At 38.1% G+C, this 26,483-nt stretch carries 36 protein-coding genes and 1 riboswitch; of the genes, 6 read left to right on the top strand and 30 right to left on the bottom strand.

Annotated features, from left to right (window positions below):
• On the top strand, positions 1–443 hold a 443-nt coding region (locus tag ACFSMW_RS11005; RefSeq protein WP_390355634.1), incomplete at its 5' end, for a transposase.
• Between the two features lie 401 nt (positions 444–844).
• Here the strand turns inward: ACFSMW_RS11005 and ACFSMW_RS11000 are convergent.
• From ACFSMW_RS11000 to ACFSMW_RS10990, 3 genes are all read right to left on the bottom strand, one after another.
• Positions 845–1,213, bottom strand: coding sequence for a hypothetical protein (locus ACFSMW_RS11000; RefSeq protein ID WP_390355633.1), 369 nt, complete (start codon positions 1,211–1,213; stop codon positions 845–847).
• 543 nt (positions 1,214–1,756) lie between these two features.
• Positions 1,757–2,281 (bottom strand): hypothetical protein, encoded by a 525-nt coding sequence (locus ACFSMW_RS10995; RefSeq protein WP_390355631.1) that lies wholly within the window; start codon positions 2,279–2,281, stop codon positions 1,757–1,759.
• Between the two features lie 90 nt (positions 2,282–2,371).
• Complete coding sequence (locus ACFSMW_RS10990; protein WP_390355630.1) at positions 2,372–2,902, bottom strand: hypothetical protein; 531 nt, start codon at positions 2,900–2,902, stop codon at positions 2,372–2,374.
• A gap of 773 nt (positions 2,903–3,675) precedes the next feature.
• Here ACFSMW_RS10990 and ACFSMW_RS10985 point away from each other — a divergent pair.
• From ACFSMW_RS10985 to ACFSMW_RS10970, 4 genes are all read left to right on the top strand, one after another.
• Complete coding sequence (locus ACFSMW_RS10985) at positions 3,676–4,263, top strand: hypothetical protein (RefSeq protein ID WP_390355629.1); 588 nt, start codon at positions 3,676–3,678, stop codon at positions 4,261–4,263.
• A gap of 142 nt (positions 4,264–4,405) precedes the next feature.
• Positions 4,406–4,606, top strand: a complete 201-nt coding sequence (locus ACFSMW_RS10980; protein ID WP_390355628.1) for a helix-turn-helix domain-containing protein — start codon at positions 4,406–4,408, stop codon at positions 4,604–4,606.
• A 10-nt stretch (positions 4,607–4,616) separates the two neighbouring features.
• Positions 4,617–5,042: a HipA family kinase gene (locus tag ACFSMW_RS10975; protein ID WP_390355626.1), complete on the top strand. Its 426-nt coding sequence runs from the start codon at positions 4,617–4,619 to the stop codon at positions 5,040–5,042.
• A gap of 388 nt (positions 5,043–5,430) precedes the next feature.
• Positions 5,431–6,249 (top strand): DUF3037 domain-containing protein, encoded by an 819-nt coding sequence (locus ACFSMW_RS10970; protein ID WP_390355624.1) that lies wholly within the window; start codon positions 5,431–5,433, stop codon positions 6,247–6,249.
• A gap of 257 nt (positions 6,250–6,506) precedes the next feature.
• Here the strand turns inward: ACFSMW_RS10970 and ACFSMW_RS10965 are convergent, their stop codons facing one another.
• Together ACFSMW_RS10965 and ACFSMW_RS10960 are read right to left on the bottom strand one after the other, a co-directional pair.
• Positions 6,507–7,310, bottom strand: coding sequence for a hypothetical protein (locus ACFSMW_RS10965; RefSeq protein ID WP_390355622.1), 804 nt, complete (start codon positions 7,308–7,310; stop codon positions 6,507–6,509).
• A 230-nt stretch (positions 7,311–7,540) separates the two neighbouring features.
• Complete coding sequence (locus ACFSMW_RS10960; protein WP_390355620.1) at positions 7,541–9,352, bottom strand: hypothetical protein; 1,812 nt, start codon at positions 9,350–9,352, stop codon at positions 7,541–7,543.
• 767 nt (positions 9,353–10,119) lie between these two features.
• Here ACFSMW_RS10960 and ACFSMW_RS10955 point away from each other — a divergent pair.
• Complete coding sequence (locus ACFSMW_RS10955) at positions 10,120–11,160, top strand: tyrosine-type recombinase/integrase (RefSeq protein WP_390355618.1); 1,041 nt, start codon at positions 10,120–10,122, stop codon at positions 11,158–11,160.
• A 68-nt stretch (positions 11,161–11,228) separates the two neighbouring features.
• Here the strand turns inward: ACFSMW_RS10955 and rpsI are convergent, their stop codons facing one another.
• The 25 genes from rpsI to ACFSMW_RS10830 all read right to left on the bottom strand — a co-directional run bounded on the left by rpsI (position 11,229) and on the right by ACFSMW_RS10830 (position 26,482).
• Complete coding sequence (rpsI, locus tag ACFSMW_RS10950) at positions 11,229–11,621, bottom strand: 30S ribosomal protein S9 (protein ID WP_390355617.1); 393 nt, start codon at positions 11,619–11,621, stop codon at positions 11,229–11,231.
• A gap of 20 nt (positions 11,622–11,641) precedes the next feature.
• A complete protein-coding gene (rplM, locus tag ACFSMW_RS10945; protein WP_390355615.1) occupies positions 11,642–12,079 on the bottom strand; it encodes a 50S ribosomal protein L13 in 438 nt (145 codons plus the stop codon).
• Between the two features lie 253 nt (positions 12,080–12,332).
• A complete protein-coding gene (gene tenA / locus ACFSMW_RS10940; protein WP_390355614.1) occupies positions 12,333–13,022 on the bottom strand; it encodes a thiaminase II in 690 nt (229 codons plus the stop codon).
• Between the two features lie 92 nt (positions 13,023–13,114).
• A complete protein-coding gene (locus ACFSMW_RS10935; protein ID WP_390355612.1) occupies positions 13,115–13,477 on the bottom strand; it encodes a Lin0512 family protein in 363 nt (120 codons plus the stop codon).
• 48 nt (positions 13,478–13,525) lie between these two features.
• On the bottom strand, positions 13,526–14,326 hold the full coding sequence (gene thiM / locus ACFSMW_RS10930) for a hydroxyethylthiazole kinase (RefSeq protein ID WP_390355610.1): 801 nt from the start codon (positions 14,324–14,326) through the stop codon (positions 13,526–13,528).
• Positions 14,327–14,484: 158 nt separating this feature from the next.
• Positions 14,485–14,586, bottom strand: a riboswitch (TPP riboswitch).
• 87 nt (positions 14,587–14,673) lie between these two features.
• Complete coding sequence (gene truA, locus ACFSMW_RS10925) at positions 14,674–15,426, bottom strand: tRNA pseudouridine(38-40) synthase TruA (RefSeq protein WP_390355608.1); 753 nt, start codon at positions 15,424–15,426, stop codon at positions 14,674–14,676.
• A 27-nt stretch (positions 15,427–15,453) separates the two neighbouring features.
• Positions 15,454–16,251, bottom strand: a complete 798-nt coding sequence (locus ACFSMW_RS10920) for an energy-coupling factor transporter transmembrane component T family protein (protein WP_390355606.1) — start codon at positions 16,249–16,251, stop codon at positions 15,454–15,456.
• Positions 16,248–17,117 carry an energy-coupling factor ABC transporter ATP-binding protein gene (locus ACFSMW_RS10915; RefSeq protein WP_390355604.1) on the bottom strand — a complete coding sequence of 290 codons (870 nt, stop codon included), beginning with the start codon at positions 17,115–17,117 and terminating at the stop codon, positions 16,248–16,250. The genes ACFSMW_RS10920 and ACFSMW_RS10915 overlap by 4 nt, the downstream gene beginning before the upstream one ends.
• Positions 17,093–17,932, bottom strand: coding sequence for an energy-coupling factor ABC transporter ATP-binding protein (locus ACFSMW_RS10910; RefSeq protein WP_390355602.1), 840 nt, complete (start codon positions 17,930–17,932; stop codon positions 17,093–17,095). Before ACFSMW_RS10910 ends, ACFSMW_RS10915 begins: the two co-directional genes overlap by 25 nt.
• A gap of 392 nt (positions 17,933–18,324) precedes the next feature.
• On the bottom strand, positions 18,325–18,678 hold the full coding sequence (gene rplQ, locus ACFSMW_RS10905) for a 50S ribosomal protein L17 (RefSeq protein ID WP_390355600.1): 354 nt from the start codon (positions 18,676–18,678) through the stop codon (positions 18,325–18,327).
• A 38-nt stretch (positions 18,679–18,716) separates the two neighbouring features.
• Positions 18,717–19,661: a DNA-directed RNA polymerase subunit alpha gene (locus ACFSMW_RS10900; protein ID WP_390355639.1), complete on the bottom strand. Its 945-nt coding sequence runs from the start codon at positions 19,659–19,661 to the stop codon at positions 18,717–18,719.
• Positions 19,662–19,883: 222 nt separating this feature from the next.
• The gene (gene rpsK, locus ACFSMW_RS10895; protein ID WP_390355598.1) at positions 19,884–20,276 is read right to left on the bottom strand and encodes a 30S ribosomal protein S11; all 393 of its coding nucleotides are present in this window, start codon (positions 20,274–20,276) and stop codon (positions 19,884–19,886) included.
• 21 nt (positions 20,277–20,297) lie between these two features.
• Complete coding sequence (gene rpsM / locus ACFSMW_RS10890) at positions 20,298–20,663, bottom strand: 30S ribosomal protein S13 (protein ID WP_390355597.1); 366 nt, start codon at positions 20,661–20,663, stop codon at positions 20,298–20,300.
• A 24-nt stretch (positions 20,664–20,687) separates the two neighbouring features.
• Positions 20,688–20,801 (bottom strand): 50S ribosomal protein L36, encoded by a 114-nt coding sequence (rpmJ, locus tag ACFSMW_RS10885; protein ID WP_010095733.1) that lies wholly within the window; start codon positions 20,799–20,801, stop codon positions 20,688–20,690.
• A gap of 35 nt (positions 20,802–20,836) precedes the next feature.
• On the bottom strand, positions 20,837–21,055 hold the full coding sequence (gene infA / locus ACFSMW_RS10880) for a translation initiation factor IF-1 (protein WP_010529010.1): 219 nt from the start codon (positions 21,053–21,055) through the stop codon (positions 20,837–20,839).
• Complete coding sequence (locus ACFSMW_RS10875) at positions 21,033–21,368, bottom strand: KOW motif-containing protein (protein WP_390355594.1); 336 nt, start codon at positions 21,366–21,368, stop codon at positions 21,033–21,035. Before ACFSMW_RS10875 ends, infA begins: the two co-directional genes overlap by 23 nt.
• A 332-nt stretch (positions 21,369–21,700) precedes the next feature.
• Entirely contained in the window at positions 21,701–22,345 is a 645-nt protein-coding gene (locus tag ACFSMW_RS10870; RefSeq protein ID WP_390355592.1) for an adenylate kinase, read from the bottom strand.
• Positions 22,346–22,424: 79 nt separating this feature from the next.
• Positions 22,425–23,717, bottom strand: coding sequence for a preprotein translocase subunit SecY (gene secY / locus ACFSMW_RS10865; RefSeq protein WP_390355590.1), 1,293 nt, complete (start codon positions 23,715–23,717; stop codon positions 22,425–22,427).
• A complete protein-coding gene (rplO, locus tag ACFSMW_RS10860; protein WP_390355588.1) occupies positions 23,717–24,157 on the bottom strand; it encodes a 50S ribosomal protein L15 in 441 nt (146 codons plus the stop codon). Before rplO ends, secY begins: the two co-directional genes overlap by 1 nt.
• A gap of 31 nt (positions 24,158–24,188) precedes the next feature.
• Positions 24,189–24,371, bottom strand: coding sequence for a 50S ribosomal protein L30 (gene rpmD / locus ACFSMW_RS10855; protein ID WP_390355586.1), 183 nt, complete (start codon positions 24,369–24,371; stop codon positions 24,189–24,191).
• A gap of 13 nt (positions 24,372–24,384) precedes the next feature.
• Entirely contained in the window at positions 24,385–24,888 is a 504-nt protein-coding gene (rpsE, locus tag ACFSMW_RS10850) for a 30S ribosomal protein S5 (protein ID WP_390355584.1), read from the bottom strand.
• A gap of 23 nt (positions 24,889–24,911) precedes the next feature.
• Positions 24,912–25,274 carry a 50S ribosomal protein L18 gene (gene rplR / locus ACFSMW_RS10845; RefSeq protein ID WP_390355582.1) on the bottom strand — a complete coding sequence of 121 codons (363 nt, stop codon included), beginning with the start codon at positions 25,272–25,274 and terminating at the stop codon, positions 24,912–24,914.
• Between the two features lie 31 nt (positions 25,275–25,305).
• Positions 25,306–25,842: a 50S ribosomal protein L6 gene (gene rplF, locus ACFSMW_RS10840; protein WP_390355580.1), complete on the bottom strand. Its 537-nt coding sequence runs from the start codon at positions 25,840–25,842 to the stop codon at positions 25,306–25,308.
• A 29-nt stretch (positions 25,843–25,871) separates the two neighbouring features.
• A complete protein-coding gene (gene rpsH / locus ACFSMW_RS10835; RefSeq protein ID WP_390355578.1) occupies positions 25,872–26,267 on the bottom strand; it encodes a 30S ribosomal protein S8 in 396 nt (131 codons plus the stop codon).
• 29 nt (positions 26,268–26,296) lie between these two features.
• A complete protein-coding gene (locus tag ACFSMW_RS10830; protein ID WP_019375521.1) occupies positions 26,297–26,482 on the bottom strand; it encodes a type Z 30S ribosomal protein S14 in 186 nt (61 codons plus the stop codon).
• Position 26,483: the final 1 nt, after the last annotated feature.

Genomic DNA, 26,483 nt, shown 5'->3' with positions numbered 1-26,483 from the left:
TACGCAATTCCATTAAGTATGTGCCAAGTAAGGACTACAAAACATTCACAAAAGCCCTAAAAAAGGTGTATAGCGCGCCAAGCCTTAAGGCTTGTTTAAGTGCGTTTGAATCATTTAAACAACAGTGGGCGGCCTACCCGGGTGCCATCGATGTCTGGACAAGAAACTTTCAGCGTGTCGAACAACTATTTGACTATGGCAGTGCAATCCGTAAAGTCATGTATACAACAAACACGGTGGAGAGTATTCATTCCAGCTTTAGAAAAGTCACCAAAAAAGGAGCATTCCCCGATGAGAATGCCCTTATGAAAATTTTATATCTGCGGATTCAGGAATTGGAATCCAAGTGGGAAGGCGGCCATATACAGAACTGGGCAATGGTCATGAACCAGTTTCTCGTTCACGATCATTTAAAAGATAGGGTTTTAAAATACCTGGAGTAGGTTGGGACTTACACACTTAATTTGACAAACCCTAATAGTATATCACATCCACTTTTGTGTTCTCATCTTTAACTATATCTTTCAACCTCCATTATAATTCCCTTCAATTGATTTCTTTTCAAACCTTTTCCTTAGTTCATTATTAATTTCTTTCCATAATAAATTTCTTTCAGTTAACAAAAAATCTTCCCTTTTAAAACGCAAATAATAGGTGCTGACAGTTTTTGAATGCTAAGTATCGCTACTTCGGTATACTTTAAATATATTTTCTTAAATTAAAAAGACTTCACTCCGAGAAACAAAGACTTTATACTATCATTGCAGGATTTGACCACTTACCCTAATTCTATTATTAAAATACATCACGCTATAAAAGTGGTGCTATCTTTCAATCCAAAAAATTATTTGATACGGGATGCAGCAACATGCTCCACGATTGTGCAAATACTTGTTACAATAAATATGTAAATAACAATCAACAATGTTAATAGCACAATTAGCAGCACACTAACCGATGTAAAATAACAAATGAATGTCGATGCAGTCACAAATAAACCAATAGGAGCATTAAACAATACTCCATTCAGATCATCTTCTCTTAGAATGGACACCAATGCCTCTCTTGCTCCTGCAGGAACCTCCTTTCCCCTAAAAAAATAACTTACCGAAACTTTAGATGTTATCCTAATAAATAAATTTTTGATTGGTCTTGCAATTACATTAAAATAAATTGCAAAACAAATAAAAGTTAATAATACATTTAACGCCATCAAAACACCCTCCCAAAATTTTTTGCCTTTTAAGTATAACCCCTCACTTGAAGGGCAATTGATTATTTCTTATCTAAAGCAAAAAATTTAACAATTTTTTTCGAGTGGCTAGTGCAATAAAACCATCCCCAAAAAACTTCCCCCTTTTCTTTCACTCTTTCTTCTTTAGTTTCAGCAGTTTTGTATTAAAAACCATATCTATAATCAGTTCAATAATCCGATCCAAATGAAACTGGAAAAAGAAAAGGATTATTGTTTCCTCCCAAATACATGATAACCCATCAATTATTGCTTATTAATCACTAACTTATCAGACCAAAACTTTCCCCCTAATAAATTCTCAAATAAATATGGATGACACAAACGTCATCCATAACATAATTATTGTTTTGTTGTCCATATCCCATAGCTATGCAATATTTGCATTTAAACCAGGATGTATAGTGGATATTAGTGATTCTTTCTAAAAGGTAGATCTCATTGTATAAAACTTTTTAGATAAGCAACAGAATATTACTTAATCCAATTACATATCCATCCATCCTACCCAATATCATAGTAATCCTTCTCAAGAACCTTTTTAAACTGTTCTCTCACTATGCTGCTCATTGTAATACTATTTGTATTACAGTAGTCTCTTATTGCGTCACGCAGGTCCCTATCCATTTGTACACTTACCTTAACTTGCACCTTCTGTTGTGTGATCAGATTATCCTTTCGCCGTTTCCTTGCAATATTATTATAATCTGCATTCTCCAGTACAATCCGGAAAAAGGTTTTTTCCTTGGTAGTAGTTTGCTGTACATTATTTTTGCCTAGACTTGCTATTAATTCTATATACATTGCCCTAGTCAACCCTTTACTTAATGCTTCTCTTTGAATGTCACTTAGTTTGTGTTGATGTGCAATTGTCTTATAAAACTCCTTTATTGATTTTGTACCCAATATTATACTTTTAACATCATGAGCATAAAAGTGGGTTCTTGCGATATCCTGCAATCTGCGTATTTCTGCTCTAGTCACTCGGCGTGTCAGTTCTTTTAAATCTATACTGTTTTTCCGTACCATAATCCAACCCTCTACTTTCCGATTTTCCATAGGAATTTTATATAAATTGATATAAATACACATAAAAATTATTTAAAGGTTATATAACTCTTAAATTGTTTGTCTTAATAATTCCCGAAGAAAGTCACTTACCCGGATTTCCTCCCTCGCGCACATATCATCTAGTTTCTTTTTCATTTCGCGATTAACCCTAAAATGAATCATTTCCGTTTTAGATGATCTTTTTCTTAGTTTCACCAAGTCTATCCCGACATTGATTTGTTTACTGTCACTAGTATTATCGTAATTAAGATATAATCCTTTACCAGAGATTAGTGGTTCAGGATGCTCATTTATTTTACGCAAAATAGGTGTTTTCGTCTGGTAAAAGGCGTATCTCCCGTCTGACAACTTTGATATACGCACACCACCATCCTGCCTACTTTCTACTATTTTCTGATCCATATAAGCATCTAATTTCTTTGCAGTTTCTTTATATTGGATCTCGGATATTTTTCCTTCGTAATCATTAAGTACATGATAATTTATGTTGACCTTCACCTGCTTTTTATCATGTGCAACTTTTAATTTTGTCTGATTAATGATCTTATTAATTTTATATTTTAGCTTTTCTACCTTCATGGTACGTCTCGTCTCCTTATTTGTAAGACAACTGCAACGCATTTGTCTCCTTATTTGTTCCCTATTGGTACTACTTACTTTCCATTCGCCTACACTATCGCCTTTTGGCCTTTTCTGCCTAAATAAAAAAACCTCTATATTCCATAGAGGGGCAATCTTTTGTGTTATATCTAACTACCAATCAATGAAGTCTTATCCAATTTTTTGGATTGAGGCTTATTCTAAATATCTTTTCCCCATCTCCAATCGCTATTTACCTCTTTCTTCTCCACCTTCAACTTATCCAATCTATTTTTAACAGTCTGTTTATATGGTTTGTATACATACTTTTATTATCTAATAATAAGTAATTATTTACCATTTATTATTCAACCCCTTGGGTAATCATCTGTAATATCACCCTTTTTTCCTTTTCACCCTTATATCCATTCCTTATAAATTAGATTAATTTGATTCCACTTATAACACGTAAACCCATTTCCTCTAAATTCATCTTACCATTTAATTTAGATCAAAAAATTGATTTCTTATCAGCCATAAAATACACACTAAATTACGGGGATAAAACCACTAAATCCAAGTCTAATATAGTAAACTTGTCAAAAAAGTGTACAATAAAATTGACGTTTTTTGAAAGAAAGGAATATTAACTTGGGGAAACATTACAGTAAATTATTTAAAACAAAAGCAGCAGTCAAACTATTTTTAGATGAAGATAAAAAAGTCACGGAAGTTGCCCGGGCTCTCCATGCTTTACAAAGGTGGGTGTGAAAATGTACGAAAAAAATGTATTTTTCCCTAGTGGTAGCAAAAAGAATTCGATAGAAAAATATATCCATAGCATTGAGGAAGAAAATCGAATTCTTAAGGAAAGCAGATACCTGGAAAATAACACAGAATCCATATTTGAATTTATCCATGAACATCGAGAAGAATTTCCTATTAGCAAGATGAGTGAATTACTTAAAGTATCAACCAGCGGCTATTATAAATGGATTAAAAATAAGGATATAAAAAGTGATCAAAGTAGAAGAAATAACTATTTAAAAAGAAAAATAAAAGAAATATACCTAGCGAAGGGACCCGATATCGGAAGTCCACTTATAACAAAACTATTAAATCACACGGGGATAGCAGTTTCACAATCAACAGTATCAAGAATCCTAAGTGATAATAGGAAGATATGGAATAAAACTTACACTGCCTTTCACAAGGATAGTGATGTTATTCTTCATTTTCCAAACAAAGATACAGTGTGGGATCAAGAGAGCGGTGTCTTTTATCATCAAGCATTCGGCCAAGAGGAAATTCGCAAGTTACTCGCGCCTAAACCTTTAAGTTATGACCCTATTAGTATATAGCTAATAAAGTACACTAACAGATAACATGTCATTAATAGAAAGAAAGGATTCACATTTTTTGGACGAAACACTAATTTATTATTTACATGCGATAACGCACACTGTATAATAGGGAAAAATTACTACATAATTGGAGGCTCTAATGACCAATCCTCTAAAGTCCGTTATAGGAGTATCTGAAGCATCAAAATTATGGGGGCTATCTCCTGGCTATATCAAAAATTTATGCTCAAAGGGCAAAATATCAGCTAAAAAGATAGGTAAAACATGGGTCATTGATGCTAGTCAGTCAAAACCCTTCTTAATTAATCGTACCAACAACCAGATTCGAAGAAAAAATTGAAGGTGTTAATTTGAACAAATTTAATATTCCAACATATAATATATTGAAATTAGAAAAAGAAATGCAAAATGGAAAAACTGACCCTCTGTTATTTCAAACTGAGAGGGGTTTTTATGTTGTAAAAACCATTGGGAATGTAGACGGCCCGAAAGTGTTAATTAATGAATTTGTCTGTTATAAACTAGCTAAGCTTTTGGACGTCCCAATACCTGATGCGGCACTTATAAAAATTGACCAAAATGCAATCGATGCAGATCCAATACTTCAGCGAAACAATATTACTCCCGGAATACATTTTGGTAGTGAATTCATTAAAAAGTCGCAGCCGTCAGTTCAGCCACCATTAATTAATATTGTTCAAAATCAAGACGATATACCTTCTATAATAATGTTTGACCAAATTATTTATAACAATGATAGAACTCAAAATCTTTGAAATTTATTAATAGATCTAAAAGAGAGGAAAATATTAGCTATAGATCACAGTCATCCTTTTAAATTAGGTGTGCTATGGGATAAAGATGAATTATCAAAGATTCAGAAAGAACCTATTTGTTTAGTTAGAGATTTTCATGGACAGAATTATAGGGTATTATTAAAATACGTTAATGGAAATAGTCCTTTTAATAAAATTCAAAACAAAATTTCAGAAATTACAGCTGGTGACATAAATTGGTGTTTCGAACAAATACCGGATGAATGGGAATTAAATGTCAAAGATCGAGATGCATTAAAAGAGTTTCTTTGGCATAGAATAAGTAGCACAGATGAATTATTACTTTTATTAAAAGATCAATGTCCTGATTGGAAAGGAGGCGAGTTAATTGGATAAACCTATTTATTTTGCAGTATGTAGTTATATCCCAGACATTCTAAGAGGAGAATCAATCAATGTAGGTATTCTGGTTCACGTTCCAGACAATAAATTTGTTCAATTTTATAAAACCAAAAACTTATCTCGAATAAGAAGTTTTGACGACGAAGTCGAACTAGATGTATTAAAGGCATTACTCGAATCTATAGCTTACCAATTTAATAATAATCGCGCCTCTGAACTCGAAGGGATAGATAATCAAGGTTTTCTAAAAAAAGAATTAGTCTACTTTATTAACCAAATTCAGTTCAGTGAAGTTAGAGCGCTAAACAGTGATAACTCATCTTTACAAAGTCATATTAATGATTTAATTGATATGTATCTGTATTATGATAAGAAAAAATCTGAAAGAATATCCCCAGATCGCGTAAGAAGTTTAGCTTCTAAAATGGTACGTTCAAGTTATTTAAAAAATAAAATTAATCGTCATCCAGATATTAAAAATAACTTTAATCAAAGCCCAATTGATTTCACTATTGAAATAAACGGTAATAAGATTCTTTTTAAAGCCATTTCTTTTGACTATAAAGCAAAAAATAAATTCTACAATGAAATCAAAAGTTTGCTTTACGATTTGTCTTATATTAAGAAACAGACTAATAACGAAATAAAGGTTATTATTAATAATACAAACCGTGATAAAGATTATGAGAAGCTTGCGTATAATCTCTTAAGAAAAGAAGTTGACGTTTTTACATTAGAGGAATTCGATAAATTCATATTTAATTCCTCTATGGATCAAAATCAACAATTAGAATTATTTAATTAGATGCATATTAATTAAATGACATTTCAACTGGCGTATGAATTGGCATATGTCAGTTTTGTTTTTATTTCAACTATTAATGGTTAAATGGGGTTTTTTTGACATCCGAATGTTCATTTAATTTTTATCAGACAATAGATGTTGTACATAGGAAAACAGTGTCAATTCATATATCAAAGTTGATGTCAATTTTCTGATTAAACTAAAGCTCCCGTTTTTTCAAGTATATTTTTCAGATTATTCATTTACCCTAAAATAGCCTATAAGCTGTAATAATGTAATTCTGGCTTATTAGGGAAATCCGATTCTAATTTATTCTTTTGTTCATACAGTTTTGTTTTTATTTTTTTATTTTCCCGTTGTACTGGACTAAAGTGAAGTTCTACATCATCAGGTCCATTAAATTTTCCAATATGTTTCCCTGTCTGTACCAGTTGAAAACAATCTTCATAAGTTTCATTTGTTTTGTCTTCATATTTAAAGAACACATATAATTCTGGAGAATTAATTGTTCCATCATAAGCAATAATATTCAAATGATGATAATAAAAGGGTATAGTACATTCTAAATTATTTGTAGTGTGTAAAGCATATATTTTTATATATGAAACAATATTTGGTCTAGCTTTTTCTTTGCCAAATTCGTTATATAAAAATGAATAATATTTATCCCACCCATCATCTGGCAAATAAATGAAAGTTGTTACACTGATATTGTAGCAAATGTTATTTGATAAGTTTTTTATATAGTAAGTATGATCAGGATTTATTATGCTATTAACTTTTGATTTATTATTATCTCTTTGAGTGTATTCTATAGGTGGAATCTCAAAAATCAAGTCTGGTTTGATACTTAGTTTAAATTGTTTACTTTGTAGTTGTTGTGATTGTTTGGTGATTTCATTTGCTTTTTTTGCATTTGATACTGATTTCCAAGTAATTACTAATAGTATTACTGAAGATAGAAAAGTTAGAAACTCTCCTAGTGAGATAGGTGCAATGTTAATAAAACTTTCGAACAAATCAAAAAAATACACAACCTCAATTGTTATTGAATTATTCATATATTACCCCTGCCTGCTATTGTTAAATATTATAAAGCTAGCCTTAAATTATTATCTGAATATATCCTTCTTATTTTTCTGTCTACTTCTGTAAATTCCCCTTTATTATAGCACCCTTTTGCATACATAATTTCATTAAGCCATACTTCCCGCAAGTAACTACTTACTAATATTTTCTAACTATACTCCTGTTCAAAATTCTATAGAAATATCTATACTTGTTTATTTCTTTATTGACTTGTAGTTGAATGGTTAATTATGTTGATCCAAGCACCCTTTTGCATCCTTTTCTTACTTTCCTCATATAATTCTATTGCGTATTGGTAATCCCATATATCTTTATACTTTCTATCTTTAAACACTAATGCATTAATAAGTAACAAATTGGAATAGCCTAACCAATAAGCGTAAACCTTGATGTTCCTTTGTCCGGTTGAACCACTATGGACTATATCATTTCGAATATTAGCTATTCTACCAAGCAAATTTTTATATTTGTGTTCCAAATCTTGAATTACTTTTTTTTGATATTTAGGTTGAGTATATGCCCTATAAAAGCTATCAATTTTATAATCAATGTATTTGTCTGTAGAATATTTTTTTAATACCATTAATTGATTCGCAAAGTCATCTGGATAAAATTTTATAGGGAATTCTTTGAATTCCTTTTTATCCTTTAACTCACTAGGTAAAGAATATTGGGAAAGGACACCAAAAAACTTCTCTCTAAAATAATGATAAATTGAGATCAATTCATTTGAAAATGTTACCAACACTAGTAGGCGGGGGACATCATAAATTATTTTTTTCTTTCCTATTAAAAATTCTAAGGAAATCCAATGATAAATTAATTTTAATTCACTATTTGTTTCTTCTTTCCCTTTATCAATCCAATGAAGTGCTTTTGCAAAGTCTTTATTTTCTTGATTAGACGTTAGATAATTATTAAGTTGACTATCAGGGTTTTTAAGATCCGCTATAATTTCTTGTTGTAATTGTTGAGGATAATAATTAACTTCGGTAAACTTTGACTTTCGAATTTTTGCTTGTTTTGTTAAAGCATTTATTGAATTCTTTGTAACATAGAGATCACTTACAAAGATTTTATCAATAGAATATTTAAGTTTTATAACTTGAACAATAATATCTATTTTCTTTTTAGCTAGAATTGCGCCTTCTTTTTCACTGGATGCCTTTATACAGATTCTCGCATGACAATCAGTATATTCAATATACTCATAGCCTCTAGCACCTTTTACAGATTGCCATTCTTGATGTAATTCCCGATCTTCTTTGGACATAAGGTTCATTTCATATTCAAATAATCGTTGTTTTTCGAGATGAATCAATAAATCTTCACGAATAGGATTATAAAATAAGATCTCACCTATTTGGATAGGGAATGTAGATATTTTTAATCCTTTAATTTTAAACACATATGTATATTCAGCCAGTTTTGAATCAAACATAGTTAAATACTTTAAAAAAGAACTAGTTACGGAATCCTGGGGAGCTTCTTTTAATTTTTCCTCAATTATTTCTAATTCAAATCCACTGTTAAGAAGTTCTATTAAGTAGTCGGCAGATAGTGACTTAACTTTGATTAAATCATGTTTAGAAAAACTATTATCGAAAATTGTACTTTTTAACATATTACTGAGTAGGCTTAATATGTTTCTACTGTTAATATTCGCCATTAGCGATGTAACTTCAAATTTTAAATATTTTGCTTCAGTCAAGATGTTTTTTCTTTTATGTAGTGCAATCATAAATTTATTCATTTGACAATTCAATTTATTTATTTCCTTTTGAAAAGTGTTTTTAAAAAAATAATTATCTTTTAAGTAATTCCGTGATTCAATGATTTGATATTTAATTCCAAAATGATGATCTTCTTGAGTTGCATTTTCTAATCTATTTTGAATATCCAAAAGCAATGACCTTAAATTGACTATCGTAATATTGGAATAAAGATCAATACCTTCTCTCATTATATATAAAGAATAATTTTTAGCATAATCAACTTTTTCTTCAAAATTCATGGTTTTCCCCTCCCTTTGCAACCTTTCATTTCACAATGCTCAATTTTCTATTATATACATATTTCCCATTCATTGTTCAACAATATTGCGCAATTGCTGAATAGGATAAATCTGTACTCTTTCACTAACCTGCCGCTTTAGCTTAAGTGTATCATTTTGCATAATACATTCAAACACGTACTTAATAACTTCCTCATTCCTCTTGTCCACCTTTTAGACAAATACTAGTTCAAAGAACTAATTTAAAATACGTAAAATATTTTATTGTGTTTCGGAAAAGGAATAAAAGTTTCTCAAACCTTTATGTATCAACTGTTAGGCTAAAGAAATCTCCTCCTTTTCTCATAAAAAGTAATTCTTTCTTAAAAAATTTCTCGATTAGGATAAGTTTTGGGGCAGAATCTTGGTTCTTATAAGTTACAGTAATGATAGTTTCAATTTAGTTTTAAAATAGAAAATGGAGGCAGTCACATTTATGGAAAGCATTGGGAAAGCACAGGATTTACCGTATCTGTTAACACGAGAGCAAGCATCACGATTTCTAGGTATAGACCCAAAATCATTTGATAAATATATACGACCACATAGAGAACTTGATCGTTTCATGGTTGGTCGACAAGAACGATACACAAGGAATTCTTTAATTAATTTTATTGAAAAACAATCTGTTTAACTTATTGTTAATTGATAATATGCTAGTTTGAGAATACAATACAGTTGTATTCAACTAGCATCTATCAACTATTTTTATGAAGGGAATTGACAGCATGGCTAGTATAGTAAAAAGAGGGAAGTCATACCGATCACAGGTTTCTTTATACAAAAATGGTCAACATAAAAAGATTTCTCAAACCTTTCCAACAAAGCGAGAGGCAAATCTTTGGGCTCTAGAAATGGAATTAGCGAAAGGAGAAGGAAAAGAACTTGCTCACAGAACAACAACATTTGCTGACTTCTTTGAGAATTGGATTTACCTTGTGAAGGTCAATGATGTTAAAGAAACGACATTCCAGAATTATGTTCGTACTTCAGGCACCATTAGAAATTTATTTCAGGATATCCAATTAAAACATTTGAATGATATTGTTGTTCAGAAGAAAGTTGATGAGTATGCGAAAACACATTCACGTAAAACAACACATGAAGTGCTTCTTAAAATTAAAACATCTTTACGTGATGCATACGCCCGTGGTTATATTACAAACGATTTTGCTCGTTTAGTAAAAACACGTGGAGAAAACCCACCGAAGCGAAATAAAGCTTTATCTATTACAGATTTTAAGAAGCTGCGCAATTACGTTTTACAGCACCCTGAAGATGAATTCAACGTACTTGTATTACTTGCATTAGAAACTGGTATGCGACGTGGAGAACTACTAGCAATACGTTCAGAGAGTCTTTATGAATACGGAATAGAAGTTAGACATTCAATCAGTCCTACTTCTGGCGATACTTCCTTAAAGACACAAAATGCAAAACGTGATGTTTCTATCAACAAAGAAGTGTATGAGCTTATTCGTAAAATTCCTGTTAAAGAGAATGGCTTTATATTTAGTTTTGGAGGTTTTAAGCAATCCGAACAATTAGCCGAATTATTAACGGAGTTGGACATTAAAAAAACGACGTTTCACGGATTAAGAGATACGCATGCATCATTCTTGTTTGCACAAGATATTGATATTGCATATGTATCGAAACGGTTAGGACATATTAACATCCAAACAACCCAAAATTATTATCTGGAATTAATGCCAGAAAAAAAGCACCAGCAAGATGCCGATGCTTTAAATCTGTTAAATGCTTTATAAGATTAACGTTAATTTGCACCAACTTGCACCAAAAAACCTTTGCAAACGTTGGTATATCAACAATCCTATTAACGTTTTGAGAACTGTGGAGCACGACGTGCGCCTTTAAGACCGTATTTCTTACGTTCTTTCATGCGGGAATCACGAGTAAGGAATCCAGCAGTTTTCAAAGTAGAACGGTATTCAGGGTTTGCTTGCAGCAAAGCGCGGGAAATACCGTGGCGGATTGCGCCAGCCTGTCCTGTGAAACCTCCACCATGAACGTTTACCATCACATCGTATGTGCCTTGTGTTTCAGTTGCAGCCAATGGCTGGTTCATGATAAGCAATTGTGTTTCATATGGAAAATAATCCTGTGCATCACGATTGTTTATAGTGATACGGCCGCTTCCAGGAACCAAACGTACACGAGCTGTTGATTTTTTGCGGCGTCCTGTGCCGTAGTATTGTACTTGTGCCAATTGATTTACCTCCCTATTAATTATCCGCGAAGTTCGTAGATTTCAGGTTTTTGTGCTTGATGATTATGTTCAGCGCCTCTGTAGACGTGCAATTTTTTACCCATTTTGCGTCCGAGTGATCCTTTAGGCAGCATGCCTTTAACAGCGATCTCCAGCATTTGCTCAGGATATTTTGTACGCATTTCGTCAGCATTGCGGGATTTCAAACCGCCTGGATGACCAGAGTGACGATAGTACATTTTGTCGCTTAGTTTATGACCTGTCAATTCCACTTTTTCAGCATTGATAATGATCACATTGTCACCAGTATCAGCATGTGGTGTATACGTAGGCTTATGCTTGCCGCGAAGAATTGCAGCTACTTCGCTTGCCAAACGTCCAAGACGTTGACCTTCAGCGTCGACAACAAGCCATTTGCGTTCTATATTAGATTCATTAGCCATGAAAGTTGTACGCATGGTAAGTTACCCTCCAAATTAAATTCGTTTCAGTTGATTATTTCTATTTTCAACATAATTAGTTTCCGGGGCTAATCATGGATTTAGAAATAAAATGCCATAAGCTATCATATAACAAGCAAGGCGCGATGTCAAGTTTTATAAAGATTTTCTTTCTTTTGCAAAGGGTTGAGGTTGCTTCCTGTATATCCTGACCTTTTACATGTTTGAAAACCCTTCATATGTCCATTCAAAGACGATAAACAGTCGATATTTAAACAGTAGTTTTTGTATGCTCTCTTTCCGATAGCCACGTTTCAAAGCTGTAAGCCATCTCCCAGAAAGCGAGTTCGTATTCCTTGGATAAGATAAACTGTTGCTTTATCTTTTCTTTTTCAGCATTACTTGCTTCACTTGCTAGTGTATCTAACAAGTCGATCATTTCCTGCGTTGATTCCTGAAACCAATCACTTGCATACGTTTGTATCCAGTTTTCATAGATTTTTTCCTTCGGCTTAGCCTCTTTGTTTTTTAACCCTATATCTGCATATAGCCAGTAGCATGGAAGCATGGAAGCAACGATCTGTGCAAGACTGCCGGACAAAGCTGCACGATACATGTGTGATGTATAAGCATACGCTGTTGGAGCCGGTTTAAAGTTTTTGATGTCTTCGTCTGTAATATGCAAAAGCTTTGCATGTTCCTGGTGAACGGTAAGTTCTGCTTGTGCAGTCCTCCTTGCTTTATCAGCTAATTTCGCGGCGACACTAAAATCATCTGCATGCGCTGCTGCAAATGCATGTACCTTCCCATAATGCTTAAGGTAATAGATATCTTGCATAATATAGTTTTTAAATGTACTTAGCGGCAAATCGCCGCGGACAATTCCTTGGACAAATGGATGATGCAAGCTTAATTCCCAGCTATGTTTGGTTGCTTCCCTTAAGATTTCTGAAAAACGCATAAAAAATGCCCCCTTATTCGTTTATTTGATAAAAACCTTTGCCATGTTCGCCGGCTTGTCATGCCGCCAGCATAAACGTAACCAAAAATGAATCAGTAACCCACTTCAACAACAGCGTTCACAATATACATCAAATCATTTGTATCTTGTTGCTCTTCGAGAAAAATGCCGCTCGTTGTGGCCAAACCGCCTTCCAGTACTTCAACTGACACCGTGCCATATGGAATCATCTGCTTGATCTTTTCTTTATCCAGTTTGTTACGGTCTCTGGGAATACCAAGTTTTACATTCACTTTCATTGCTTGCAGATTTCCATTCGGAAGTATCTTCTTCATGCCTGGCATGGAATTATAATGAATGGCATCGATCACAGCCCTTTCTGCTGCTACATTAACATCCTGCCCGTGCACATCAATACCAGTACCGGTTTCAATAAATAAAAGCGTTTCCATCATTGCTTCTTCCTCCTTTTCAATGCGTAGTCAGCCAGCTCTTTACCGGAATCAAAACACTTTCCTTTCTTCTTCCATTTCCTGTATGCGTTGATACCCCTTCACCTTCTCTTGGTCCAAGGCGTACAACTGATCAAGCAATGCTGGAATAAAAGTCCCTGGGCCTTCAGCTGTTTTCATTGCCAGCTCTGCTGCGATACCATAGCTGGCTGTGGCCCAAACAGCCGCTTCATACATGTCTTGAGTGACACTTGCAAACGCTCCGACGATCGATGTTAGCAGGCATCCGCTTGCAGTGATGTTTTGGAGCATTGGATGGCCATTATCACAAAGGGTCCTTCTCGAACCATCCGAAATTACATCTGTTTTTCCAGTTGCAATGACAATCGTTTTATATTTTTCAGCAACCGCAGCTGCCACATTAGGATCATTTTTTTCAATTGGTGAATCAGGTCCTTTCGTCTCTTTCAAAACATTTCCTAACACAGCAATCTCACCGGCATTTGCCTTGATAACTGCCAATTTCACAGTGCTTAATATTTCTGCAATGACTTCGGTTCTAAAAGTAGTTGCACCAGCAGCGATAGGGTCCAATATGACAGGCACCCCTGCATCATTAGCTGTTTTACCTGCTTTTAACATTGCTTCAGCCCGATCCTCAGTCAGTGTGCCCAAATTCAGTACGACCGCATCGGCATGACGTGCCATTTCCTCCGCTTCTCTTGGAGTATGCGACATAGCAGGCGAAGCACCAATCGCTATCAATCCGTTTGCTGCAAAGTTTGTTGCAACCTCATTTGTAATGTTAAAAATGAACGGGCTGTTTTCTCTTATTTTGGCAATATAATCCATGTTCAACCACTCCTCAAATGAATGTTTAATCAAGAATTCATGACGACAGGACAGTTTCAATAAGTCATCTGTTACAAAGCCTCACCAACCTTCCTGCGCTTGAGTAGAAAATAAAAAAACACCCCAGAAATGGAGTGGTTTATGATACAAGAATAGTATACATGCCATCTCCACTTTCCTACGCTAGTTCGAACTAGATCAGGTTCAAAGGGATCAAGACGCTGTCTTATCTCAGCCAAATGGCACCCCTAGTGGACTGTTTTATTTATTTGTCTTTACTTTACCTTATTTTCTGAATGATGCAAAGTAAAATGATTGCTAGTTTTAATTTACAGCAGATTTACAGATCATTTTACCCGATCATACACGACATGCCACAAATATAACCCCTCCGGTGGTACAGTCTTGCCTGCCAGGCGACGATCCTTTTTTGCAAAAAGATCTGGTATATCTCCCGCTTCCATATTACCCTGCCCGATATCCAGCAATGTGCCAACCAAAATGCGTACCATATTATAAAGATAACCGCTCCCCCGGAAGATGAAAATAAGTTCATTGCCATGCTCTTCGCAGGAGACTTCAAACAGCGTTCTTTCTTTACTTCCTTTTGCTGTTGATTTGGCAGAGGAGAAGGTCGTGAAGTCGTGGGTACCTTCAAAACAGCTGCAGGCACGCTGGACTCGCCCTACATCTAATGTATAAGGAAAATGGTAGGCATAATGACGCTTGAATACATCTGGTTCCTTGGAGCGTGAAACCACGTAATGGTATTCCTTCTCCACCACATCAAAACGGGCATGAAAGGTATCTGGTACACGCATCGCATCTTTAATAAAGATATCATGAGGTACCATGGCATTCAACGCTTGTTTCCAGCTTGCTGCAGACATGATGTTATCCGTCTCAAAATGGATGACTTGGCCTAGCGCATGTACACCACTATCAGTTCTGCCGGAAGCGTAAATGCGAACGGGTTTCCCCTTGTGTATCTTTGTCAGCACCTTTTCAATTTCTCCTTGTACTGTTCGCTTTCCCGGCTGGATTTGATAGCCAGCAAAACCGCTGCCATCATAACTGATCACACATTTGATTTTAGACATGCCTTTCTTTCCTCCTGCAGCAATCTTTTATGATCTTACAAAAAATAATACAATGATAACGGCGATAAATAATATATATATAGCAATATCTATACCGCTTATCTTCAATTCCCGCAGTTTAGAGCGTCCTTCTCCCCCTTGGTACCCTCTTGCCTCCATCGCCATGGCAAGCTCCTCAGCACGCTTAAATGCACTGACAAACAAGGGAACTAGCAACGGGACAACCGCTTTGATCCGCTCTTTGATCGGACCCGTGCGGAAATCGACACCTCTGGAGGCTTGCGCCTTGGATATTTTTTCTGTTTCCTGCATTAAGGTGGGAATGAACCGCAAAGAAATGGACATCATCAGGGCGAGCTCATGCACCGGGAATTTCACTTTTTTCAGAGGACCTAGCATGACTTCGATGGCATCGGTAATTTCGATCGGCGTTGTCGTCAGGGTCAACAGCGAAGTGACGACAATCAACAAAAAGAAACGCATGGAAATAGCAAAGCCCTGTATGATGCCCCCTGTATACACTTTGAATGAAAATATTTCAAACGCTACAGCCCCCTCCTTCGTAACAATCAGATGCAGTAAAAAGGTAAACACGATCAGAAACCAAATTGGCGTCAGCCCTTTTAAAATGTAACGGATCGGCACACGTGACATCAGTACACTCAACACAGCGAATATTGTAAGCAACGCATAGCTTGCAAGGTTATTAGCAAAAAACACAAAGATGACGAAAAAGAAAATGATCGTTATCTTTGTTCGGGGGTCGAGCCGGTGGACAACTGATCTTCCAGGAACATATTGGCCGATAATCATCATATTATTCATTGCCTGTCCCCCTTTTTCACAATCGCACAAATTTGCTCTGCCAGCCGACCTGGCGTCTGGTGTTCGAAAGGAAGGTCAATTGCAAATTTTTTCTCGAACTGATGGATGAAAGAAATGATTTCAGGGACATCCAAATGGACGGCATTCAAAGCACCTTCCTGGGTCAATATCTCAGCAGGAGCACCTTCCATATACTTTCTGCCTTTGTTTAAAATCAATACGTGGTCTGCGTATTTCACCGCGTCTTCCATGCTATGGGTGACCATGACGGTCGTCAACTGCTGCTTTTGATGCAGTGCATAAAACATATCCATGATTTCCTTTTGCCCGCGTGGATCCAAACCGGCTGTCGGCTCGTCCAGTACTAGTATCTCAGGTTTGACTGCCAGCACCCCTGCAATCGCCACACGCCGCATCTGCCCGCCGCTTAGATCAAATGGAGAGCGCTCCAGCAATTCATCCGACAGTCCCACCATCGGCATAAGTTCTTTGATCCTTCGTTGGATTTCTTTATTTGAAACACCAAAGTTTTCCGGCCCGAATGCCATATCCTTTGCAACTGTTTCCTCGAACAACTGGTGCTCCGGATATTGAAAAACGATCCCGACCTTGCTGCGTAATTCTTTCATGTTTTTCGGTTTGTTTTCTCTTGATAATAAAAAATCCCCAATCTTCACGTTGCCATGTGTGGGCCTGACAAGACCGTTCAGATGTTGAATCAAAGTCGACTTCCCCGATCCCGTATGCCCGATGACAGCAACAAAAGAACCAGAAGGAATATGAAAAGACAAGTCATCCAATGCTTTGTGGGCAAAGGGGGATTTTTCTTGATAAATATAGCTCACATTTTCGAATGTAATGTCCATAATTCCTCCAGCAATTCTTCGTGATTTAGCTCCCTGCCAGAAACCGGAAGACCTGTTTGTTTCAGGGCATCTGCCAGAATGGCAACAAATGGCACATCCAGGCCAATTTCGCGCAGGGCCTCTTTCTCGGCAAAAATTTCTCTAGGTGTTGCTTCTTTCCATTTTTCTCCTTTATTCATGACAATAACCCGCTCCGCCTCTACCACTTCCGTCAGATCATGCGTGATCGTAATCAAGGATAGATCTTGTTCCGCTTGTAAGGTAGTAACGGTTTGCATAATCTCCTGGCGTCCCTTTGGATCAAGCATCGCAGTCGCTTCGTCTAAAATCAGTACCTTGGGGGAAACTGCCAATACGCCAGCAATCGCCACCCGCTGCTTCTGTCCACCCGACAAACGATGCGGCTCTGTCAGCAGATGATCCTTCATGCCGACAGCCTGTAATGTATCATTAATTCGTCTGATCATTTCTTCTCTTGGAATACCGCGATTTTCCATCCCGAACGCAACATCATCCTGAACCGTTGTTCCCACAAATTGGTTATCGGGATTTTGAAAAACCATCCCAACATCTTTGCGGATATCCCATATCGTTTCCTCATTCACCGGCTTGCCATGGATGATAATCTCTCCTTCTTGCGCAAACAGCAGACCATTCATCAATTTGGCGATAGTCGATTTTCCGGATCCATTGTGGCCAATAATCGCTACAGATTCGTTTGCATTAATCGTAAAAGAACAATTTCTTAACACCCAAGGCTGCTCCTCAGCATATCGAAACGACACATTCCGAAATTCTATCAACTTTTCCTCCATGTAAATCCTCCTCAAAACTCGGCTCTTCTCGCCTTGGCATGCAATTTTCGTATACTTTGCTATGGGTATTATATCATCTGTTTGCATAGGATTTCAGCTATTTGATGTAAAAGCACTATCTTATTATCAGTAGAGAGGCATGGTGGGGAAGACAGGCCTTAGAATCTACCACATGAGGTACGAAAGTGGCCGTGACTCGTGAGTTGATGATTGAGCAGCTTATGATTTATTTCAATCTACTTCACCTACTTTACAAGCAACTCCAGAACCTCGCCCTGAATATATGACAATAATCTAACCGTATATTGTCGCTTAAAACGCAAAAAAAGGGCTTGGATTCACCTCTGAGAAGAGATTCAGTCCTGCCCTTGTCTGCAAGTGCGTGTAGGTCATTAAACCAGTTCGATAATGGCCATTTTTGCCCCGTCGCCTTGACGAGTATCCAATTTAAGAACGCGAGTGTATCCGCCTTGGCGCTCTTCATAGCGTTTTGCAATATCATCAAAAAGTTTCTGGACAACGTTTTTGTCATCATCAGCTTTTTGATTGTAAAGATATGCAGCAGCTTGACGACGAGCGTGAAGGTCACCGCGTTTTCCAAGTGTAATCATTTTATCGACGACTTTTTTCAATTCTTTCGCTTTTGCTTCTGTTGTTTCCAAACGTTCATGAATAATCAGGTCAGAAGCAAGATTGCGTAGAAGCGCCATGCGTGCGTCTGTTGTACGTCCTAGTTTTCTAGCCATGGACTTATCCCTCCCTTTCTTGATGCCAAGGTGTTCAATCAGTCATCCTTGCGTAACCCAAGGCCGAGTTCATCAAGTTTGACTTTCACTTCTTCCAATGACTTGCGTCCAAGGTTACGGACTTTCATCATGTCATCTTCAGATTTATTTGCAAGCTCTTGAACAGTGTTGATGCCGGCACGTTTCAAGCAATTATAAGATCTGACAGACAAATCCAGCTCCTCAATTGTCATCTCCATCACTTTTTCTTTCTGGTCTTCTTCTTTTTCGACCATGATTTCGACGTTTTGAGCTTCATCAGTCAGTCCTACGAATATATTCAAATGCTCTGTGAAAACTTTTGCACCCAAAGAAACAGCTTCCTCAGGGCGGATGCTTCCATCAGTCCATACATCAAAAGTTAGTTTGTCGTAGTTTGCATGCTGTCCTACACGTGTATTCTCCACTTGATAGCTGATGCGGGATACCGGTGTAAAGATAGAATCGATCGGGAGCACGCCAATCGGCTGTTCCTCGCGTTTGTTTTCTTCAGCAGGACGATAGCCACGTCCGCGTTCAGCAGTAAGCTTCATATGCAGGCTGCCTTTTTGGTTCAATGTGGCAATATGCAGATCAGGGTTCATTATTTCCACATCACTGTCAAAAGTCAAGTCTGCAGCAGTAACTACGCCTTCTCCTTGCACATCGATTTCCAAAGTTTTTTCTTCATCAGAATAAATCTTTAGAGCCAATTTCTTCAGATTCAATATGATCGTTGTCACATCTTCAACGACACCGTCAATTGTTGAAAATTCATGGAGCGCTCCATCAATTTGTACGGATGTAACAGCAGCGCCTGGAAGTGAGGAGAGCAGGATACGACGCAAGGAGTTTCCTAGAGTTGTACCATACCCACGTTCAAGCGGTTCGACAACGAATTTCCCAAATTTGGCATCATCGCTGATCTCTACCGTTTCAATTTTCGGCTTCTCAATTTCGATCATTGACATAAAACCCTCCTTTAAAACGTCGAAACCCCGGTTAGACCGCGCGTCTAACCGAAATTCCCCAAGTAGGCAGTGACCTGCGCTATTGGCAATTATTCGTACATGTTTTTGTCATAGATGTTGTTCATGAAAGCTAATATAATAGCTTATTACCAAGCGTAAAGGCTTTAGCCATCATAACCCATTATAGACAGAGTGACAAATTATATACGCTATAAATCAAACGCGACGACGTTTTGGTGGACGGCAGCCATTATGAGGAACTGGTGTCACATCAACAATTGCGGTAACTTCCAGACCAGCAGCCTGAAGTGAGCGGATTGCAGCTTCACGTCCGGCACCAGGTCCTTTCACTGTTACTTCCAATGTTTTCATACCATTATCAACTGCAGTTTTTGCAGCTGTTTCAGCAGCCATTTGTGCAGCAAAAGGAGTGGATTTACGGGAGCCTTTGAATCCAAGTGCACCTGCAGAGCTCCAGCCAATTACATTACCATGGGCATCAGTGATTGTTACGATGGTGTTGTTGAATGTAGAACGAATATGTGCTACACCAGTTTCAATATTCTTTTTTACACGGCGTTTACGAGTGTTCGTTTTGTTACGTGCCATAATCTAGTCTACCTCCTTTACTTATTTCTTCTTGCCAGCTACCTGACGACGAGGACCTTTACGAGTACGTGAGTTGTTTTTCGTTTTCTGTCCGCGTACCGGAAGTCCGCGACGATGACGAATGCCACGATAAGATCCGATTTCGATCAGACGTTTGATGTTAAGAGAAACCTCACGGCGCAAGTCACCTTCGATGGTGTATGCTTCTACCGCTTTACGGATTCTTCCTAACTCGTCTTCTGTAAGGTCGCGTACACGAGTATCTTCAGCGACACCAGCTTCCTTCAAGACTTTTTGTGCTGTGTTTTTGCCAATACCATAAATGTAGGTCAATGAAATAACTACACGCTTGTCACGTGGAATATCTATACCTGCAATACGAGCCATTTGTTCGCACCTCCTCTAAAATTGTTAACCTTGCTTTTGTTTATGTTTTGGATTTTCGCAAATCACCATTACTTTGCCTTTACGTTTGATGACTTTGCATTTTTCACAAATCGGTTTTACCGATGCTCTTACTTTCATCGTCTTTACCTCCTTTAAGATCGGAGCCCTTTCGCTTACTTATAGCGATACGTAATTCGTCCTTTAGTCAAATCATACGGGGAAAGTTCTACCGTTACTTTGTCTCCCGGTAAAATGCGAATGAAGTGCATACGGATTTTTCCGGAAACATGTGCCAGTACAGTATGGCCATTTTCCAGCTCCACGTTGAACATTGCATTCGGCAATGTTTCTGTGACGGTACCTTCCACTTCAATTACATCGTCTTTTGCCATCGTGTTGATCTCCCTTCTCTAAATCAGTCACAACCTCACTTGCAAATTTAGCTATCGCAAATCGCAGCTTGCCATTTGTGACACGACCCGTTTCCAGAAGGCTGTTTTGGACTTCCGGGGAAATAAAATCCAAGCATGCAATATGACTGATGTTCTTCTTTTTCGGACGGTCATATTTTCTCTTTTCCCCATCTGCAAGCAAAACATACTGACTGTCGATTATTTTAATAACAATCGCATACTGGCCTGCTTCTCGTCCTCGCAGAATACGGACAACTTGACCTATTCGCGGAATATGATCCCCTTCACTCAACAACGATCACCTTCACTTAGGCTTTTATTTAAAAATCCTTTTAAAGAGTTGTTCAAAGAGTCCGGTAAAAATGACACATCGAATTTCTTCGTCGGCTTGCTGCTCCGTCGCTCACGTATTAACTACATACGCTCCGCTACTCACAACTTCGCCGTCTCGAACTTCTCGGTCTTTTTATCCTCCTTTTTGAACACCGCACTTTAAGCGTTTTGGATTCATTTGCTGCTATCATTGTGTCACTTTCGTGTTGAAACATACATTTCTACGACATTCATTATAACTTTTTTTGAAATTATTTTCACATGTTCCGTACATCATGGAAGTTCAAAGCATTATTTTTCAATTTGAGAACGGATTTCCTGGAATACAGCATCAATTGCTTGATCGCCATCAACGGTAACCAGGTATCCTTTAGCTTGGTAAAAATCGAGCAATGGCTTCATTTGCTCCATGTTTACCTTCAGACGATTTTTGACCGTTTCTGCTTTGTCATCATCGCGCTGAATTAATTTTGAACCATCACGATCACAAATGCCTTCCTGCTTAGGCGGATTGTACAGGACATGGTAGGTTGTGCCACAAGCAGGGCAAATCCTGCGTCCAGTCAATCGCTCTACCAAATTCTCAGAAGGTACATCGACATGTACGACATAATCGATAGATGTGTCAAGTTCAGCTAACAGGTCTTGCAAGCTTTGTGCTTGAGGAATCGTTCTTGGAAATCCGTCAAGCATGAAACCTTTTTTGCAATCATCTTTGGCAAGTCTTTCTTTGACAATACCGATAGTTACTTCATCAGGTACAAGCTCGCCTTGATCCATGAACGATTTTGCCTTTTTGCCAAGTTCTGTTCCTTCCTTGATTGCAGAACGGAACATATCTCCCGTTGAAATATGCGGGATGTGGTATGCTTCTTTTATCTTTTCCGCCTGTGTACCTTTGCCAGCACCAGGCAGCCCCATCAAAATCAGATTCACTTTGTTCCCCCGCTTTCATTACTTAGAGGATGTTCAAAAAGCACCGTATATCTTTCTCTTTGAACCAGCATTACAAGGTTTATCTGATGAATCCCTTATAATGTCGCTTCACTAACTGGCTTTCCAGCTGCTTCATTGTTTGCAATGCGACGCCGACAATGATCAGTAAACTTGTGCCGCCAATCTGGATTCCTGAAGGCAGATTTGCAAGACTGCCTAAAGCGATTGGAAGAACAGAAACAGCTGCCAAGAAAATAGATCCTACGAATGTCAAACGGTTGATGACACGGGTAAGATATTTTTCTGTGTTTTTCCCCGGGCGGATGCCAGGAATATAGCCGCCTTGCTTCTGCAAGTTTTCAGCCATTTGTTCCGGGTTTACCTGCACAAAAGTGTAGAAATATGTGAATGCGATAATCAACGCCACATAGAGCACCATACCGATAGGTTGTGTGTAATCGAATATATGCTCAATTGTTCCGGCAATCTTATTATCCTGGAAAAATCCTGCCACAGTCCGCGGCGCAACCAAGAATGCAATTGCGAAAATGACCGGGATGACGCCCGCAGCATTCACTTTCAAAGGTAAGTGCGTCGAATGGCCGCCTACCGGAGAACGGTTGACAAGCTTTTTCGCGTATTGAATCGGTATTTTACGCAGTGCCTGCTGGATGAAAATGACACCCACGATAACTGCGATGACTACCAATACAATCAACCCAACGATGATAACATTGAGGAACAAATCTTCTCCAGGTTTCTGGAAATACTGGGTATACAATTGACCGATCCCATTTGGTACAGCTGCGACAATCCCCGCAAAAATCAGTATGGAAATACCGTTTCCTACGCCATTTGCAGTGATCTGTTCTCCCAGCCACATCAAGAATGTTGTACCGGCAGTTAAAACAAGTGCAATAACGATAAATTTCATGATGCCAGGGTCAGAAATCAACATACCATTAGCCATCGTGTTAAAACCAATAGACATGGCGATCGCTTGCACGAATGCAAGCACCACAGTACCATATCTGGTAATCTGAGCTATTTTTTTACGGCCCATTTCACCTTGTTTTTTCCACTCGGCAAATTTAGGGACAACATCCATCTGCAATAGCTGCATGATGATAGAAGCTGTAATATAAGGCATGATCCCCATCGCGAAGATGGAGAAGTTTTTCAATGCTCCACCGCCAAATGTATTCAGAAATCCGAATACATTTTGCTGATTCATGAAATTAATTGCGTCTTTGTTCGTAAATGGCACAGGAATATATGCGCCCAGACGGAATACAATCAACATAAGCAATGTGAAGATAATTTTCCGTCTAATGTCACCAATGCGCATAAAATTGGAGATTGTACGGAACATTAGATCACCTCTGTTTTACCGCCCGCTGCTTCAATTGCTTCTTTTGCAGAAGCAGAGAATTTGTGAGCTTTTACTGTGTACTTGTTTTCGACAGAACCATTGCCAAGTATTTTAATACCAGCTTTTGAATTCTTTACGACACCTTCTTCAAGTAATAGCTCAGGTGTGATTTCCGTGCCGTCTTCAAAACGATTTAAAGCATCGAGATTCACGATGGCAAATTCTTTGCGATGAATGTTAGTGAATCCGCGTTTCGGCAAACGTTGGAACAAAGGCATTTGACCACCTTCGAATCCTGGACGTACACCGCCGCCTGAACGTGCCTTTTGTCCTTTATGTCCTCTGCCGGAAGTTTTTCCGTTACCAGATGACGTTCCGCGACCTACACGGTTTCGTTCTTTGCGAGTTCCTTCTGCTGCCTTCAGTTCATGAAGTTTCATGCCAGCACCTCCTCTTTACGCTTTGTATAAATTAAGCTTCTTTTACAGTTACCAGGTGAGATACTCTGTTTACCATACCGCGAACAGCAGGTGTATCTTCACGTGTCACAGATTGATGGATTTTTTTCAATCCCAAAGCTTCGACAGTCTTTTTTTGTACTTCTTTTGCACCAATAATACTGCGCGTGAGGGTGATTTCAATTTGTTTTGCCATTGTCTTTCCCTCCTTATCCTAACAGTTCTTCTACAGACTTGCCACGTAGTCTTGCAACGTCTTCGGCGCGTTTCAAGTTTTGCAATCCGCTGATTGTTGCACGAACCATATTGATTGGTGTGTTCGAACCAAGAGATTTTGTCAAAATATCGCCGACACCCGCCAACTCAAGTACCGCACGGACTGGTCCGCCAGAGATAACTCCAGTACCTTCTGTTGCCGGCTTCATCAACACGTTACCAGAACCAAAACGGCCATGGATTTCGTGAGGGATGGTTGTTCCAACGATCGGCACTTCGATCAGGTTTTTCTTAGCATCGTCTACTGCCTTTTTGATAGCATCAGGTACTTCTTGCGCTTTACCAGCACCAAAGCCTACATGCCCGTTCTTATCGCCAACTACGACCAATGCAGCGAAACGGAAGCGACGCCCGCCTTTAACTACTTTTGCAACACGGTTGACTGTAACAACGCGTTCTTCGAGATCTAATTTACTCGCATCGATGATTTTCTTCATGTAATGGTTCCCTCCTTCTTTGATTAAAATTCAAGACCAGTTTCACGGGCAGATTCTGCCAATGCTTTCACACGTCCGTGATAGAGATAGCCTCCACGGTCAAATACTACTGATTTGTAACCTTTATCCAAGGCGCGTTTGGCAATTGTTTCGCCCACTTTTTGAGCTGCTTCGACAGAACCGGTTGATTCAGTAGAAACTTCTTTGTCAACAGTAGAAGCGCTTGCCAGCGTAATACCTTTATTATCATCAATCAATTGTGCATAGATGTGTTTGTTCGAGCGATACACGTTTAGACGAGGACGCACTTCTGTTCCGCTGAGATTGCGGCGTACACGTGCGTGCCTTCTTTTACGCGAGACATTTTTGTCAGTTTTGGTGATCATCCAGGTCACTCCTTTCTGGCCTTAGTTAACCTTATTTAGCAGTTTTACCTTCTTTACGGCGTACATATTCGCCTTCGTAGCGGATACCTTTGCCTTTGTAAGGCTCTGGCGGACGGATTGCTCGGATGTTAGCCGCAACCTTGCCGACCATTTCCTTATTGATGCCTTTGACGATCAGCTCTGTATTTTTCGGTACATCGATTTCAATGCCGTCTTGCGGATCGATTTCGACCGGATGAGAATAACCAGCATTGATCACTATTTTGTTTCCTTGTTTCGCTGCACGGTAACCGACACCGATGATTTCAAGTTTCTTTTCAAAACCTTTTGAGACACCTTCAATCATGTTGAAGATCAGGCTGCGTGTTGTACCATGCAGGCTGCGATGCTCTTTCAAATCACTTGGGCGTTCGATGCGTACTTCTTTATCTTCAATAATGATGTTGATATCTTTATGAAATGTTCTGTTCAGCTCGCCTTTTGGGCCTTTTACTGTCAGATCTTTTCCGTCCAGTTTCAATTCCACACCTTCAGGAATGACGATTGGTTTCAAACCTATACGGGACATTCATTGCACCTCCTATCTAAATGTTGTGATTACCAAACATATGCAAGAACTTCGCCGCCAACAGCTTGTGCGCGTGCTTCTTTGTCAGAAAGGACGCCTTTAGATGTTGAAACGATAGCAATACCAAGACCGTTCAATACACGTGGTACTTCTGTAGCTTTTGCATATACGCGCAAACCTGGTTTACTGATGCGTTTGATGCCGGTAATGACTTGTTCTTCGTTCATACCGTATTTCAAGAAAATACGCAGTACACCTTGCTTGCTGTCTTCAATAAATTCATAATCACGGACAAAACCTTCACGCTTTAGAATATCAGCGATTTCTTTTTTTATCTTAGAAGCAGGAAGCTCCAACTTTTCATGTTTAACCATGTTGGCATTGCGAATGCGAGTAAGCATATCTGCAATTGGATCTGTCATCATTACTCATTACCTCCTTCCCGAATCGGGTTTTACCAGCTGGCTTTTTTAACGCCAGGAATTTGACCTTTATAGGCAAGTTCGCGGAAACAAATACGGCATAATTTGAATTTGCGAATTACAGAATGTGGACGACCACAACGTTCACAGCGAGTATATTCACGTACTTGATATTTTTGCGGACGCTTTTGTTTCGCAATCATAGATTTTTTAGCCACA

It is taken from the genome of Tigheibacillus halophilus (assembly GCF_042683165.1).
GTDB lineage: Bacteria > Bacillota > Bacilli > Bacillales > Amphibacillaceae > Tigheibacillus > Tigheibacillus halophilus.
Note: the sequence above shows the minus strand (reverse complement) of the source record. Positions and strands in the feature narration are given on the sequence as shown.